Below are 14846 nucleotides of genomic sequence, written 5' to 3'. Positions count from 1 at the left end.
AATACCAACTAAGAATAGAGATATGTATAATTTTGTTCGTTCGGGGGATTTGAAATGACAGTAAAACTCCGCCAGTTATTCATATCAGGGTTACTTTGCATTTTTGCTTTTCTTATTATTCATTTTGTGGGGGTCATTCACTCTAATATCTTGCTTGGCATTGGTCTGGAGCAGAATGAACGAGGGCAATATTATATTGCTGAGGCAGACGTTTCAAGCGAAGGGTATAAACAGAATTTAAGGGAAGGGGATATCTTATTACGGGTTAATGGGAAACCGATTGACAAAGTGGATGAAGCTGTTAGATATGGAAGCTTAACTCAGGTTCAATCCGTTGACCTTCTTCGTAACTCCAAGGGGGGTGCTCCACTTGCTTTGCATTATGATATTGAGAATAAATCCTCCATATATCATACGTTTACCCAGCTTGTAGTCCCTGGAGCGACATTTGTTTTTTTGGCAGTGTTAGGCCTTCTATTATACCGCAGGAGAAGCGGGGAGCGCTCAGCAGAGCTGCTGATTTTATTCTTTTTATTAGTCGGAATAACTTACTTTGCGGGATATGCCTCAAGTAGATCTGATCTTATAGGTAGAATCGCGATGGGTTGCGTGTTGCCTTTAATTCCACTGGTTTTTATTCACTTTCTCCAAGTATATCTGAAACGATTTGATGTATTAGTTTTATCTACTACTGTAATCAAAATATACTACGGCCTGGTTATTTTATTAAGCCTATTTTCTACCTCCAGTCTAATGGTTTACTCATGGGATAGATCCTTGTATTCCTTTATAAGGTTAATTATTATTGGGTTCTTTGTTTTTGGGATTTTTTACAGCATATTTAAGCTGCTATATTTATACATTACTTATCGAAGCACAGCGCTTAAATCGATGTTTAAAATTATGCTTACCGGACAAATCCTTGCGTTTACACCTTTTGTTCTCTTCTCAGCTGCACCCATTGCTGTTGGGGTCAACTTGATTCCTTACGAAATTACTACGATCTTTTTGTTTTTGATGCCAGTTACTTATTTTTATCTGCTGACGGCTAGGCAACTATTTGACATTGATTTCGCTTTTAATCGGTTTAAATATTATTTATTAATTGCTTTTTTTCCGGCGCTAATGATTGTAGCCGTACTTGCGATCATTCAGAGCAGGCAAGAGTATGATTGGATCAAATGGATTCAGATGTTTTTGGTTGTATATTTATCTATTACAATCTTTTTATTCTTTAAGGAGAAAATAGATTATTATTTCCGGCCTAAATTGTTCCGTGAGCTTTATCATTATCAAGGTAGTCTGGAGCGATTCTCGAAGCAAATCTCCAAGGTGATGAAGCGGTCTGATTTGGAGGCTGCAATTTACAAGGAAATCAATGAGATTTTACCGGTTAGTCGGTCTGCTTTTTTTGAGAGAGATGAGGATATGAGTAACCTCGAACAAATAGTCGACAATTCGGGCCAAGAGATCAACATAGAATTTGTATCGAAATCTCCAGTTTTTAAGGTAGGAGAAGTAGTTCAACTCAAACAGGGGATCTTACTCGTAATCGGACGTCACCAAAAAAAATTTAATCTCCTCTGGATTGATCATAAGAAGAATCATACAAAACTTAATTCGGATGAGCTTAATTGGTTAAATACCCTCGCAAATTATGCGAGTATTGTTTATGAGAATTTATATCTTATTGAAGGCTTGATTGAAGACCTTGAAGCAGAGATGAAAAAAGAGTTACATGCAGCACCATGGGTTCTACGCCTGATCTTTAACTTATCAGAGAAAGAACGCAGAAAGCTGGCGGCAGATTTACATGATTCTGCTCTTCAGGATCAGCTCATTTGGCTTCGCAGGCTGGAAACACTGATCTCCGATCATGATATTGAGGCGGATATTTTGCCAGAGCTGCTTCAGATTAAAGAGGGACTTCTGGATGTGATATATCAGATTAGGGAGACCTGCAATGAACTGCGTCCGCCGCTGCTAAGAGAGACCGGAATTGTGAAGGCACTGGAACTATTGTTTGAGTATGCCCAGCTGCAGTCTAACTACATTATCACCTTTACATCCAGTCCGATTGGTGAGCTAAGTGATGATCTGGTGATTGCGTTGTATCGAATAGTACAGGAGCTCCTGCGGAATGCCGGGAAACATGCCAAGGCGAATCAGATTGAAATTGAGCTGGACCAGCAAGAGCATCTCTATTTCCGATATAAGGATGATGGGATTGGCATGAATATAGTTGATATCAGGGAATCTTTTCAGCATATGGGCCTGTCCGGCATCAAAGAACGTGTTGCGAGCTTAGAGGGGCAATGCACTTTTAACTCGGAGAAAGGGAAGGGACTGGAGGTTATTATTTATTTACCGACAATGGCTTTTGTAGAAGAAAAGCACAGAGGAGGCGATGACGATGATACGTATCTTGTTGGTTGATGATCATCCTTCAGTCGGAGAAGGAACCAAAACTATGATTGAGCAGGACGCGGATATGGAGGTTACTTTTGTTTTGTCAGCGATGGAAGCTTTGGATAGGCTGGAGCAACAAGAATTTGATGTGATCTTATGCGATCTCAACATGCCTACGATCAGCGGACTTGAATTCGCCAAAAGAGCCGTTCAACGTGATCCTGAATCTAAAGTGGTGATTTATACCGGATATGAGATCAGTGCTCATTATAATCTTTTGATGGAGTCAGGGGTCACAGGATTTATCTCTAAGACAGCTTCCCGAGAACAGTTGTTAAATACCATTCGTTGTGCACTGAGGAATGAGGCGGTCATTCCGGTGTCTTTACTTAAACAGCTACGAAGAAATGATATCAAGATTTCTAATCACCGGGATAATCGGCTGCTTGAAGAAGTGTCCATTAATCAAAGAGAACAGGAAATACTCCAAGAAGTAGCTAGTGGAAAAAGCAATAAAGACATAGCCAGCAAGCTTTTAATGTCACAAAGGACTGTGGAGTATAACCTGACGAGAATCTTTGAGAAGCTTAGTGTACATTCCAGATCCGAGGCTATTGTTGAGGGTAAACGACTAGGTCTTGTTAGGATGGAGACTTTCTAAGTTGAAGCCCATACAACCCAATACATAGTTTTGTTAGTTTTATTCATGTTGTTAAGCACCTCACTTTGACATCTTGATCGTCATTACCTGTAATTCATAATTCTGAACCATTCTGGTATTTAGATGTATTATTCTGAAAAAATCAAGGAGGAACATCCATATGATTGACATGAACCAACTATTTTTGATTACAGATATCCCAGGTTACTCGCCGCAAATCAGCCGACTTTTATCCATGATGAACTATGCAAGATATACAACATTAGAAGCCGTTAAGGGTCTAACTGTGGAACAACTGGATTATTTATTGGATGCTCAGAGTAACTCTATTGGAGCGTTATTATTGCACTACGCTGCTGTAGAATATGCATATCAAGTGGCAACGTTTGAGCAAAGAGATTTGTCTGAAGAAGAGCTAACAAGATGGGGACCAGCATTAAATTTAGGCGACGAAGGACGAGCCAATATTAAGGGGAATGACCTAAGCTATTATTTAGATCGCCTAAATGAAGTTAGACAAAAGACTTATGAATTATTCGCAACCGTCGATGATGATTGGTTATATACTGAAGAGGAATTCTGGCATAACAAACCTGCGAACTACTATTTTATGTGGTTTCACGTTTTTGAGGATGAAATCAATCATAGAGGCCAGATTAGGCTGATCCGAAAAAGAGCACTAGCTTAAGAAAGGAAGCGCGCGAATGGAGTACATAGAGAAAACTATAAAGCCTTTATTTAAGAAATATCCGCTGCTCTCGAAATTTGTATTAACAGTGGTGATTATAGACATCGTTTATTACGCCGGAAAACAAGTTGGAGGATTAGCTTATTACCTCATGCACTAATTTCTTTTGAAAATAAGCCGAATAGAGAAGGCGAGTTCCACTCATTTTGAGTGTGAATTCGCCTTTTTATATTGCTTAACCTAAATATGTGCTATAGCTCTGACTCTTCCATGTGGCTATCCAGTTCATTATCAGTTCACACAAATTTGTTAGGATATGAAACATCAAAAGAGATATAGAGCATGACCAGGAGAGGAAGAGAAACAAATGAAAATATTAGAAGTTAAACATGTAAAGAAATCATATACTTTGTACGGTAAAGAAAAGGTGCCAGTACTCCATGATGTGAATCTAAGCTTTGATACAGGTGAATTCGTCTCTATTCTAGGTGAGTCTGGCTGCGGAAAGTCCACACTGATGAACATCATTGGGGGAATGGACTCCGATTATGAAGGCGAGGTCCTTGTTCGCGGAAAGAATTTAAGCACGATGACCGAAAAGGAAATGGATGATTATCGCAAGAACAATATTGGCTTCGTTTTTCAAAATTTCAATCTGATCCCACATCTGTCAGTTTTGGAGAATGTTACAGTGGCGATGCAGATGACGGATACCAGTGAGAAGGACCGCAATAAACGTGCTATAGATATTTTGACTGAGGTAGGCTTGAAAGAGCACCTGAAAAAACGCCCCAATCAGCTGTCCGGTGGACAGAAGCAAAGAGTGTCCATTGCCCGCGCGCTAGCGAATAATCCTGATATTATTTTGGCAGATGAACCTACAGGGGCCTTGGACAAGGATACCGGCGATCAAATTTTAGTCTTATTGGACAGCATAGCCAAAAGAGGGATATTGGTCATTACCGTGACCCACTCACAGAAAGTAGCCGACTCTGGTACCCGTATCGTAAAGGTTGAAGAAGGACGGATTAAAGATGATATTCAGTTAAAGGACCGCTCCTTGATTAGTTACGATGGAGGAGAGGGGTCATCCCGAAATCTCAGTTTATTTGCATCTTTTAAAATGGCTCTGCAGAATATGAAGCTCAACGCCAAACGTAATGTATTGGTAGCTTTGGGTGGGTCTATTGGTATTTTAAGCGTACTGTTGATGCTTTCCTTAGGGAATGGAATTACGAACTATATGAATGACGAAATTAATTCAAGTATGGATCCTTTACTCGTGGATATAACTAAACCCAGTGAAGAAGCTAAAGGCATGCAAGGTCCAGAGGCAATGATGTTGCCCGGCGAAACGTTTACGGCTGCCGATATTGAAACCATCCGAAATATTCCAAATGTTGATTATGTAGAAACCATCACTTCCATTTCGGGCAAATCTACTATGGTTTATGCAGATCAGACGGTTAGTCTTACACAATTAACAACCTTAACGGATGCTTTTGCTAAAGAGACGATTACCGCAGGGGCTTTTCCAGAGGGCAAAGAGATATTATTACCCGTGAAAACGGCAAGTAAATTAAGCGGAAATGACAGTCCAGAGTCTTTAGTAGGGAAATCGATTTATCTATATATTAATGAAATGGATGCTAAGCATAAACCGATCACATTGGAACAAGAAGTCACTATCTCTGGTATTTATGAAAGCACTGATCCAAGAGCGCAAATGCAACCCACGGGTTATCTTCCAGCGCAGACTTTGGAGCAAATGTATGTTGACAAGGGGATTACAATAGGTCCAATTCAAGTTAATGCTTTTGCAACCGATATGAAATATGTGAATGATATTAATGCAGCCGCTGTTGATGCTGGATTCTCAGGTTCTCAATCGACAAAAATCATGGAGCGAATCACAACTTATGTGAATATGGCTACTATAGTTCTCTCTGGTATTGCCGGGATTTCACTTCTCGTATCAGGGATCATGATATTGGTTGTGCTATATATCAGTGTAGTGGAACGGACTAAGGAAATTGGGATTCTTCGGGCAATTGGCGCAAGGAAAAAAGATATCAAACGTATATTCTTTTCTGAATCAGCTTTATTAGGTGTATTCAGCGGTATCTTTGCGGTACTCTTTGCCATTGTCATTAGTTATGTGTTAAATATTCTCTTGGACAATGCTTTTGGAGTGAAACTTATTAATCTATCCGGTTATTATGTGTTATTTGGGATCGTTGTGAGTACCCTGATTAGTATTATCGCCGGTTTGATGCCATCCTCTAAGGCTGCCAAACTGGATCCAATGGAATCTCTACGATATGAATAAATAGGTTAGCGGAGAGGAAAATTGAGAGATGAACACGATTCTAGTGGCGGATGATGATTCTCATATCCGTAGATTAATACGATTATATCTTGAAAAAAACCAATTTTCCGTAGTGGAAGCAGCAGACGGTCAAGAGGCATTAGACATTCTAGCGCATACAAAGATCGATTTGGTGATTGTAGATGTGATGATGCCAAATGTAGATGGTATTGAATTGACCGAAGATATCCGATCTTATATCGATATTCCAATTCTGATGGTTACAGCTAGAGGAGAATCTAAGGACAAAGTCAGAGGATTTAATGCCGGATCAGATGATTATTTAGTCAAACCGTTTGATCCCATTGAATTGGTTCTGAGGGTAAAATCACTATTAAAAAGATATCATTTAACCTCCTCGAGTGTGATTCAACTAGGCGCAGTGATGATTGATCTGGGGAATTTGAACGTTGTTACGGCTCAGAGAACGGTGGAGTTGAAGAAAAAGGAATGTGAGTTGTTATTTGCTCTGGCGGGTTCGCCAGGGCAAATATTCACGCGTTCTCAGCTCATAGAAAATATTTGGGGTGTCGATTATGAAGGCGACGAGCGTACGGTAGATGTACATATCAAACGTCTGAGAGAAAGACTTGAATCGATTCCCGAGCTAATTATTTCTACGGTAAGAGGACTTGGATACCGTCTGGAGTTGGCCTAAATGTTGAAAAAAAGCCTGCGTCTGCGTATTGTCATTACGTTCATTGGGATTGTGATCGTCAGCTTAATGATCTCTTTTTTGCTAAATGTACGGTTTTCCGAAAATAATGTGACCCCAAACCATATCTTCATTAGAGTAGCTGGAGACGTAGCCAAAGTGCTTACCCTAATCGATGATCCGGAAAAAGCACAGGCATTTACTAAACTGCTCAATAAATATGGGGTCGATATTGCGAAAGTGAGAGTGAATGAGTGGAGTGATGCTGTTTTTTCAGTGGATAAGGAGAAGGTTGCCGCTCTATTTAAGCCAGATTCCACAGACGCAGTGATGCTTAATGATAAGTCTGGTGTTGCTATTGTTGGCATTCCCATCGTAGATAAGGAGAAAGCTGCGCTCATCATTAAAATTGATTTTTCGTCGAGCTTGATCACATTCAGACGCAACGTGTTTTTTACACTTCTAACGGTTTTAGTCATTGGAAGTTTACTGATTCTCTTGATGTCCGGATTCATTGTTAAGCCTATCAAACGTCTGACGGAAGCAGCTAAAAAAATGGCATCAGGCGATTTATCTGTGCGCTTGACGCATAAAAATCAAGATGAGTTCGGGGAACTGATGGAAAGCTTTAATCATATGGCTAGTGAGCTGCAAAAGATAGACTCTGTTCGTGATGATTTTGTCAGCAATGTCTCTCATGAAATGCAGTCTCCGCTTACGTCCATTAGAGGGTTTACTAGAGCGCTGCAAGATGGTGTCGTTCCAGTAGAAGAGCAAAAAGAACATCTGGATATTATTTATCAGGAAACGCTGCGCTTATCCCGCCTAAGTGACAATCTGCTTAGATTAGCCTCGCTTGATTCAGAACATCATCCGGTTAATCTCACCACTTTTCAGCTGGATGAACAGTTAAGAAGAGCGATCGTTCTGGCGGAGCCACAATGGGCACAGAAAAACATTCAGATAGAATTGGATTTATTACCCTGCCAAATTACGGTGGATAAAGATTTGTTTGATCAAGTCTGGCAAAACCTAATCAATAATGCTATAAAATATACAAGCCAAGAGGGTATCATTCATGTCGAAATCGAGCGTTCTATAGCGTTTGTGAAGGTTTCTATTAAAGATTCTGGTCAAGGCATACCAGAGGCAGCATTGCCCCGCATTTTTGATCGTTTTTATATGGTGGATAAAGCGCGGAGCAGCGTTCATAAAGGGAATGGACTTGGATTATCTATTGTATTAAAAATTCTAAAAATGCATGATTGTAAAATAGAAGTGGAGAGCAAGGTTGGGGAAGGAACCCAGTTTATCGTCTGGATCCCTGTCTCTCAACCCTATGAATAGTTAACGGGCTGAAGCTTAAGGCAAACGCAGACCCTTTCATTTGTGAACCAAGCAATAGGAGACTCTCAAAAAGTTCCCAGAACTCGGTTCGCGCAAGCCATAGTTGCAGTAGGAACTGAACATTTGATCGGCATGATTGAATTAAATATTAGAAGCCATACGGACAGAAGCGGCGAAATCGGCTATATTGTCCATCCTGATGCCTGGATTCTTTGATGTTCAGTATGTTGGAGCATGAGTGGACGGTAGCCCGCTAAAAATTAACTCTTGCTTCCCAATGGTAAGTTCACTAGAATATAAGTATTAGCTTATATACTTTCAAGAGGAGGAGAGAAGGAATGCAGACACTAACGGAAATTGCTGAAGACTTGAAGCTGTTCGGAGATAAGACCCGATTGGCAATGCTTTCTCTTCTGAAAGAGCGGGAATGGTGCGTGTGTGAATTCGTTGATATCTTTGACATTTCCCAGCCGGCGATTAGCCAGCATTTACGGAAATTGAAAAGTAGAGGAATCGTTAGGGAAAGCAAGCGGGGACAGTGGGTACATTATTCGTTAAATGTCGAGGATAAACCACATCTTAAGGCTGTTCTTCAACAGATGCCTAGTTCCAAATCGATATTGGCTGAACTGAATAAAGAGGCTAAAGAGCCATGCTGCGACTAAATTTCAGGTAAGAATTTTTATGACTTATATATAACTATATAGTTATATAATGATGTTGGATTGAAGTCACATGCTTATATAGGAGTGTTGAAAAAGATGTGGATTGGCAGTAAAAGGGGGATGGCACTTTGGCTATTGTAGCTATCCTTATATTTTTAGTAACTTTAATCCTTGTAATCTGGCAGCCCCGTAATTTATCGATTGGATGGTCAGCCTGCGGTGGCGCGATTATAGCTTTGCTAGCTGGGGTAGTCAGCTTTAATGATGTTCTGGATGTAACGCAGATCGTGTGGAATGCTACTTTAGCGTTTGTGGCTATTATTCTGATTTCTTTAATTCTGGATCGAATCGGATTTTTTGAATGGGCTGCTTTACATATGGCGCGGGCTGCCCGCGGGAATGGCAGACGAATGTTTGTGTATGTCATCGTTCTTGGTGCGTTAGTGTCTGCATTTTTTGCGAATGATGGAGCGGCTCTGATTCTTACGCCTATTGTGCTTGCGATGGTAAGGGCGCTGCATTTTGATGAGAAAAAAGTATTTCCGTTTATTATCGCCAGCGGTTTTATTGCCGATACCACCTCATTGCCGCTCGTGGTCAGCAATCTGGTCAATATCGTATCAGCGGATTTTTTCGGGATTACGTTTATGGAGTATGCAGGCAAGATGATCATACCTACGCTGTTCTCACTTGTGGCGAGCATCGTGGTGCTCTATTTCTTTTTTCGCAAAAGTATTCCCAAGCACTTTAACGATTCACAGCTAAAAGATCCGCATGAGGCGATTAAAGACAAAAAAATGTTCCAGCTGTCATGGATTGTATTGGCTGTTCTTTTGGTAGGGTATTTTGTCAGCGAATTTTTGGGTATTCCGGTATCTGTGGTTGCGGGGATCATAGCTATTTTGTTCCTGCTTCTCGCGAGAAGAAGCCCTTACGTCAAGGTGAAAGAAGTGATTACCGGAGCGCCTTGGGCGATTGTGTTCTTTTCTATCGGAATGTATGTCGTAGTATATGGACTTCGAAATGTTGGGCTGACGGATTTACTTGCTAAGATGATTGGGTCTATTGCTGATCAGGGCTTATTTGCCGCAACGATGGGTATGGGCTTCATAGCTGCATTGATCTCATCGCTGATGAATAATCTGCCTACCGTTCTGATTGACGCGCTTGCCATTGATGCGACGCATACCACTGGAATCATTAGAGAGGCTTTAATATATGCGAATGTTATAGGTTCGGACTTAGGACCGAAGATCACTCCGATTGGCTCACTCGCCACACTGCTGTGGCTGCATGTACTTTCGGCTAAAGGCGTGAAGATTTCTTGGGGAACGTATTTTAAGACAGGTATTATTTTAACCATTCCAACGTTATTTATTACGCTTTTAGGTCTTTATATGTGGTTGTTAATTAACTAATTTGAATAGGGGAAGATCAAGATGAACAAGAAAACAATTTATTTTTTATGTACAGGGAATTCCTGCAGAAGTCAGATGGCTGAAGGCTGGGCTAAGCAATATCTAGGAAAAGAATGGAGCGTGTACAGTGCAGGTATTGAAGCTCACGGTCTAAATCCAAAAGCTGTACAAGCCATGAGCGAAGTAGGCATAGATATCACGGGCCAGACCTCGGATATTATTGATGCTAATCTGCTGAACAACGCGGATCTGGTCATTACCTTATGTGGAGATGCTGCGGATAAATGTCCAATGACCCCTCCGAAGGTCAAACGGGAACACTGGGGCTTCGATGATCCGGCAAAAGCGCAAGGGACGGATGAAGAGAAGTGGGCAGTGTTCCAGCGTGTGCGTGACCAGATTGGAGATAGAATCAAACATTTTGCGGAGACTGGTGAATAAGCAAAGGGAGGAAGTAACCTATTCTTTTAACTTAGGGTATTTCACCACTGGCCATTTCACTTTCCGTAAGGCATCGGTCACTTCGGGCCCAACGTTCAAATTACTTTGAACCAATTCATGGGGAGTGAGAGCCATCCATTGGTTCAGAGAGACGTCGGCAAAACGGTCACTTTTGAACATTTCGAGGAACCACAACGATTCTTCTCCTGTATTCTGAATATAATGTCCAAATGCAAAAGGAACATACCCAACATCGCCAGCCCTGTAATTAAAGGTACGTGCTGCACCGTTTCCGGCAAACACAGTCATCCGTCCTTTGCCGGTAAGATAATATTGCCACTCATCGTTGTTGGGGTGCCAGTGGAGTTCTCTCATTCCTCCAGGTTCAATCTCTACCAGTGCAGCAGCCACGGTCTTGGAGATCGGAAAGTTGCTGGAGTCAACGATTCTGACGCTCCCGCCAGGAGTCTTCAATGGAGGCTGTGCCAATAGCGAATGTTTGAAACTCTGTGGAATTTCTCCGTAAGGCGACTGCACCTTTTGGCTTTGTAATGAGCCGGGAACTTGATCCTGATAAATGTAAACCTGTTCAGTGGGGATGGAGTCAAAGGTCTCGGCAGGTATTCCAAAGTTAGCTGAAAGAACCTCTTTGGGCGTATGGGCGAACCAATCGGAAATAGACAAGGTATTCAGATCGGAGAAGCTCCCGTCGTCAAAGACTAGGAGGAATTCGCAGCCTTCTTCAAGACCTTGTATAGAGTGAGGAATACCCGGCGGAAAATACCATAGATCACCAGGTCCTACATCTGCTATAAAGTTCCGTCCATTCTGATCCACAGCAGTAATCCGAGCGCGGCCTAACAGCATATAAGACCATTCCGCTTGCTGATGCCAGTGAAGCTCTCGTACTCCACCGGGGGTCAGGCTCATATTCACACCTGCCAGTGTAGTTGCGATAGGGAGTTCTCTGACGGTTACTTCTCTGGACCAGCCACCATGATTAAGCTGCATATGCGCATCGGAGAAAGAAAATTTCAAATTGGGAACCAGGCCCGCATCAGTTACCGGAGGTACGAACATATCCGGGTTCTCAAGATCCCGCATAACATCGCGGGGTCCTTTATCTAATCCCCCTGTGCCATCGCTTCGGATGGGCTGGGGGATGTTTGTTTTGTTTGCCGAATCCTGTCCAGCAGAAGTCATAAGATGTTCTCCTTTCTTGTTCCTTAAGAGTTCAATGAAAATATATGCGGAATGCTGTCTTTTATGATGGATAGCAGAAGTGGTACAAGTTGACATGTGTAGGGTCATCATTGATTATTACTAATAGAGGCTAAGGTTCTAGATGAACTGGAGAGGGGTTTGTGATGATTCACATCAAGGAGTCCTTACAACGATTAGGGAAAATAAAAGCTTATGTAATAGGTCTATTAGTGATTATGTTCGCCGCGGGATCTGCGGTTACACCTACATCGGTGTCGGCAGCTGTCCAGTTAGGGACACAGGTAATGCCACTGTCATACGGGGGATATTACGTGCTTTTTCCAGGTAAACTAGCCCCTTATTTCAAAGCAGGTAAATTAATGGTGCCGATTCGAGCCTTCTCCAATGCGATTGGCGCAGATTTGCTCTATGACGCTCTGAGCAAGAGTATTACTGTTTCACTGCTGGACCGATCGGTAGGAAATATTAAAGCAGGGCAGCTAGAGGCAGATTTTAATGGGGAGACCGTGGATTCATTAGGCGTTGCTCCAGAGATAAAGGATGGCACTCTGTTTGTTCCGGCGTCCCCCATTTTAGAAGGGCTTAAGTCTTTTCGCTGGGAAGTGCAATTTAATAATGTGAATAAATTAACCCTTGGCATTGGAGCCAGAAAAGGGGAGGAATGGGTGAAGCCTGAGGCAGATCGTGCGCTTGCTCCTTATCCACTCGAAACGACAGCACATCCGTATCCGTTATATCCTACTATGCTAACACAGGCTCAATCCGGGAAAGAATATAGATTAACCTTAGGCGTGCAAAATACCTCCGGATTCATCATCCCTAAAGGAAACGCGGAATTAGAGCTGGTGAGTGTGGACAGTAAAGGGAATTCTTTTTATCAAACGTTGAAAGGACCTGATTCCTCAACTTCCAAGGCGGCATTATTATCATTTTCCGTTACCATTCCAACAGAGGCTGAATACGTCATTTTCAGGTCACGCACATTGAGAGCGCAATAAGGAAATTGCTATAGATTATTCAAACAAGCTAGACAGAGAGCGGGTAAAGAAACAGATGACAGGTAACAAAGAACAGCAATATCGCTTCAGCGAAGCACCGATTTGGGAATTGCAACGAACATATTATGAAGAGCAGGGATTAAAGGCTTGGAATAATGATCAGGTCCCGCAGTACATCACGAGTAACCCTATGATTGCGACAGCATACGCAGAGATGATCTTTGGATTCCTGCAAGACCGGGCTGGACAAGGGCATCTCTCAGAGACCGTTACGATTCTAGAACTTGGAGCGGGAGCAGGCCGATTAGCATTCCATGTGCTTAAAAAGTTATGTGAAATCGTAGACTACGCAGATATTCCTCTTCCTCCTTTTCGTTATGTGATGAGTGATTTGCCTTCCAAAAATATATCCAGCTGGCAGCAGCACCCGAGCCTACTTCCTTACGTAGAGCAGGGTATTTTGGACTTCGCACGTTTTGATGCTGTGCAGGATGTAGAACTACATTTAGTACACGCTAAGCTCAGCATTCGGCCGGGTGATTTACAGCAGCCATTGGTGATTGTGGCAAATTATTTTTTTGACAGCATTCCGCAAGAATTAATTTATGTGGATGAAGGAAAAATATATGAATGTGAGGTTTCGATCCAGTATTCTGCGGAAGTTGATCCGGATAACCCCTCCGATGCGCTCGGCAAAATCATCCCGCAGTACCATTATCGGCGTGCGGCTAGTTATGAAGAGGAGACTTATCCCTATCATGACGTTATAGCGCTTTATCAGCAGAAGCTGGAGGATTCACATATACTCTTTCCGGTGGTGGGGTTCACTTGTCTGGAGCGGCTTGCGCGGCTCTCTACAGAGGGATTCGTGCTGCTTACAGCGGATAAGGGCGACCATCGCTTAGAGAACTGGGAATTTGCAGAACCTCCATTGCTGATTCATCACGGAAGCTTCTCTTTGACTGCGAATTATCATGCGATAGAACATGTGCTGAAACAAAAAGGGGCGCATTCAATATTCACCAGTCATCACTATAAAAACCTGAACATCGGCTGTATTCTTATGCTTCCAACTCCGTTGAGCTATACAAATACTCGGCTGGGTTACAAGCGGTTTATAGAACGTTTTGGTCCCGATGATTTCTTTAGTATGAAGGAATGGATGGATCAGCAATTAGATACGATGGGGCTGCAGCAAATTTTGGCCTTTTGGCGTTTGGGTGGGTATGATGCTGAATGGTTTATCCATAGTGCTGAACAGATTTCGGAGCTACTGCCCAGTGCCAGTGATGAAGAAATGCTGGATTTACAGCGAGGAATACAGTTGATGTGGACTGGCTATTATCCGATGGAACAGAGTTATGACCTGTCGCTAGATGCGGGGTTACTGCTGTATGAAATGGATAAATTCGCGGAAGCATTGGTTTACTTAGAACGCTCTATGCATGCCAATACGGAAGAACCATTAGCATCAGTGCTTTATAGCATGGCAATTTGTAACTACGAGCTAGGAGCTGAAGCTGCTGCATTGGAATACGCGCGTAGAGCTTTGGCTGCAGAGCCTGACAATGAAGTAGTATTGGAGCTTCTCACGGCGCTGAGCGAGGAATAAGCACATTTACATAGGGTTATCTTTTTGGTATCCTATACAAAATAATCAAACGCGATGACGAGAAGAGTACATGAAATCATTCCTTCACAGAGAGCCCTGGATGATGAGAACAGGGTAAGGGGGATTTTATCGAAACAAGCCTCTGAGCGGCATATCGGAACCGGACTAAGGGGATGGTATGACGGGAGCTCCTGTTATAGAGCTAGAGTATAAGCACTGCGTAAGATGTTTTGCCGTACTTGATGAGATTAATATGGTGACATATTAATGAACCTGGGGTGGTACCGCGAGAATTTCGTCCCCAAGACCATAAGTCTTGGAGGTGAGGTTCTTTTTATTTTGCAGATTAAGCAGGCGGAT

At 42.3% G+C, this 14846-nt stretch carries 12 protein-coding genes and 1 other annotated feature; of the genes, 11 read left to right on the top strand and 1 reads right to left on the bottom strand.

The window, feature by feature from the left end; genetic code table 11:
• Window positions 1-54: 54 nt before the first annotated feature.
• From NYE72_RS27050 to arsC, 9 genes are all read left to right on the top strand, one after another.
• Complete coding sequence (locus NYE72_RS27050) at window positions 55-2436, top strand: ATP-binding protein (RefSeq protein WP_339210833.1); 2382 nt, start codon at window positions 55-57, stop codon at window positions 2434-2436.
• Window positions 2414-3070, top strand: a complete 657-nt coding sequence (locus NYE72_RS27045; protein WP_038573390.1) for a response regulator transcription factor — start codon at window positions 2414-2416, stop codon at window positions 3068-3070. Before NYE72_RS27050 ends, NYE72_RS27045 begins: the two co-directional genes overlap by 23 nt.
• A gap of 169 nt (window positions 3071-3239) precedes the next feature.
• Window positions 3240-3758 (top strand): DinB family protein, encoded by a 519-nt coding sequence (locus NYE72_RS27040; protein ID WP_339212116.1) that lies wholly within the window; start codon window positions 3240-3242, stop codon window positions 3756-3758.
• A gap of 367 nt (window positions 3759-4125) precedes the next feature.
• Window positions 4126-6087, top strand: a complete 1962-nt coding sequence (locus NYE72_RS27035) for an ABC transporter ATP-binding protein/permease (protein WP_076146287.1) — start codon at window positions 4126-4128, stop codon at window positions 6085-6087.
• 28 nt (window positions 6088-6115) lie between these two features.
• Window positions 6116-6784: a response regulator transcription factor gene (locus NYE72_RS27030; RefSeq protein WP_076128780.1), complete on the top strand. Its 669-nt coding sequence runs from the start codon at window positions 6116-6118 to the stop codon at window positions 6782-6784.
• Complete coding sequence (locus tag NYE72_RS27025; RefSeq protein ID WP_076277125.1) at window positions 6785-8128, top strand: HAMP domain-containing sensor histidine kinase; 1344 nt, start codon at window positions 6785-6787, stop codon at window positions 8126-8128.
• A 338-nt stretch (window positions 8129-8466) separates the two neighbouring features.
• Window positions 8467-8793 carry a metalloregulator ArsR/SmtB family transcription factor gene (locus NYE72_RS27020; protein ID WP_076128778.1) on the top strand — a complete coding sequence of 109 codons (327 nt, stop codon included), beginning with the start codon at window positions 8467-8469 and terminating at the stop codon, window positions 8791-8793.
• A gap of 128 nt (window positions 8794-8921) precedes the next feature.
• Window positions 8922-10211, top strand: coding sequence for an arsenic transporter (locus tag NYE72_RS27015; protein ID WP_076128777.1), 1290 nt, complete (start codon window positions 8922-8924; stop codon window positions 10209-10211).
• A 21-nt stretch (window positions 10212-10232) separates the two neighbouring features.
• On the top strand, window positions 10233-10652 hold the full coding sequence (gene arsC / locus NYE72_RS27010) for an arsenate reductase (thioredoxin) (RefSeq protein ID WP_036680313.1): 420 nt from the start codon (window positions 10233-10235) through the stop codon (window positions 10650-10652).
• Window positions 10653-10670: 18 nt separating this feature from the next.
• On the opposite strand, the gene NYE72_RS27005 is transcribed toward arsC, so the two are convergent.
• Window positions 10671-11855 (bottom strand): oxalate decarboxylase family bicupin, encoded by a 1185-nt coding sequence (locus tag NYE72_RS27005; RefSeq protein WP_339210831.1) that lies wholly within the window; start codon window positions 11853-11855, stop codon window positions 10671-10673.
• Between the two features lie 164 nt (window positions 11856-12019).
• Here NYE72_RS27005 and NYE72_RS27000 point away from each other — a divergent pair, with 164 nt between their 5' ends.
• A complete protein-coding gene (locus NYE72_RS27000) occupies window positions 12020-12874 on the top strand; it encodes a copper amine oxidase N-terminal domain-containing protein (RefSeq protein ID WP_076128771.1) in 855 nt (284 codons plus the stop codon).
• 55 nt (window positions 12875-12929) lie between these two features.
• Window positions 12930-14486, top strand: a complete 1557-nt coding sequence (locus tag NYE72_RS26995; RefSeq protein ID WP_339210829.1) for an SAM-dependent methyltransferase — start codon at window positions 12930-12932, stop codon at window positions 14484-14486.
• Between the two features lie 45 nt (window positions 14487-14531).
• Window positions 14532-14792 (top strand) — a binding site (T-box leader).
• The last annotated feature ends 54 nt before the right edge of the window (window positions 14793-14846 follow it).

The sequence above is a fragment of the Paenibacillus sp. FSL L8-0333 genome (assembly GCF_037965665.1).
Classification (GTDB): domain Bacteria; phylum Bacillota; class Bacilli; order Paenibacillales; family Paenibacillaceae; genus Paenibacillus_AQ; species Paenibacillus_AQ odorifer.
Note: the sequence above shows the minus strand (reverse complement) of the source record. Positions and strands in the feature narration are given on the sequence as shown.

Bases quoted from the DNA above. Each gene is read 5' to 3' on its own strand.
- NYE72_RS27035 (WP_076146287.1), top strand. From the start codon at position 4,126: ATGAAAATATTAGAAGTTAAACATGTAAAGAAATCATATACTTTGTAC.
- NYE72_RS27020 (WP_076128778.1), top strand. From the start codon at position 8,467: ATGCAGACACTAACGGAAATTGCTGAAGACTTGAAGCTGTTCGGAGAT.
- NYE72_RS27050 (WP_339210833.1), top strand. From the start codon at position 55: ATGACAGTAAAACTCCGCCAGTTATTCATATCAGGGTTACTTTGCATT.
- arsC (WP_036680313.1), top strand. From the start codon at position 10,233: ATGAACAAGAAAACAATTTATTTTTTATGTACAGGGAATTCCTGCAGA.
- NYE72_RS27045 (WP_038573390.1), top strand. From the start codon at position 2,414: ATGATACGTATCTTGTTGGTTGATGATCATCCTTCAGTCGGAGAAGGA.
- NYE72_RS27005 (WP_339210831.1), bottom strand. From the start codon at position 11,855: ATGACTTCTGCTGGACAGGATTCGGCAAACAAAACAAACATCCCCCAG.
- NYE72_RS27040 (WP_339212116.1), top strand. From the start codon at position 3,240: ATGAACCAACTATTTTTGATTACAGATATCCCAGGTTACTCGCCGCAA.
- NYE72_RS26995 (WP_339210829.1), top strand. From the start codon at position 12,930: ATGACAGGTAACAAAGAACAGCAATATCGCTTCAGCGAAGCACCGATT.
- NYE72_RS27025 (WP_076277125.1), top strand. From the start codon at position 6,785: ATGTTGAAAAAAAGCCTGCGTCTGCGTATTGTCATTACGTTCATTGGG.
- NYE72_RS27030 (WP_076128780.1), top strand. From the start codon at position 6,116: ATGAACACGATTCTAGTGGCGGATGATGATTCTCATATCCGTAGATTA.
- NYE72_RS27000 (WP_076128771.1), top strand. From the start codon at position 12,020: ATGATTCACATCAAGGAGTCCTTACAACGATTAGGGAAAATAAAAGCT.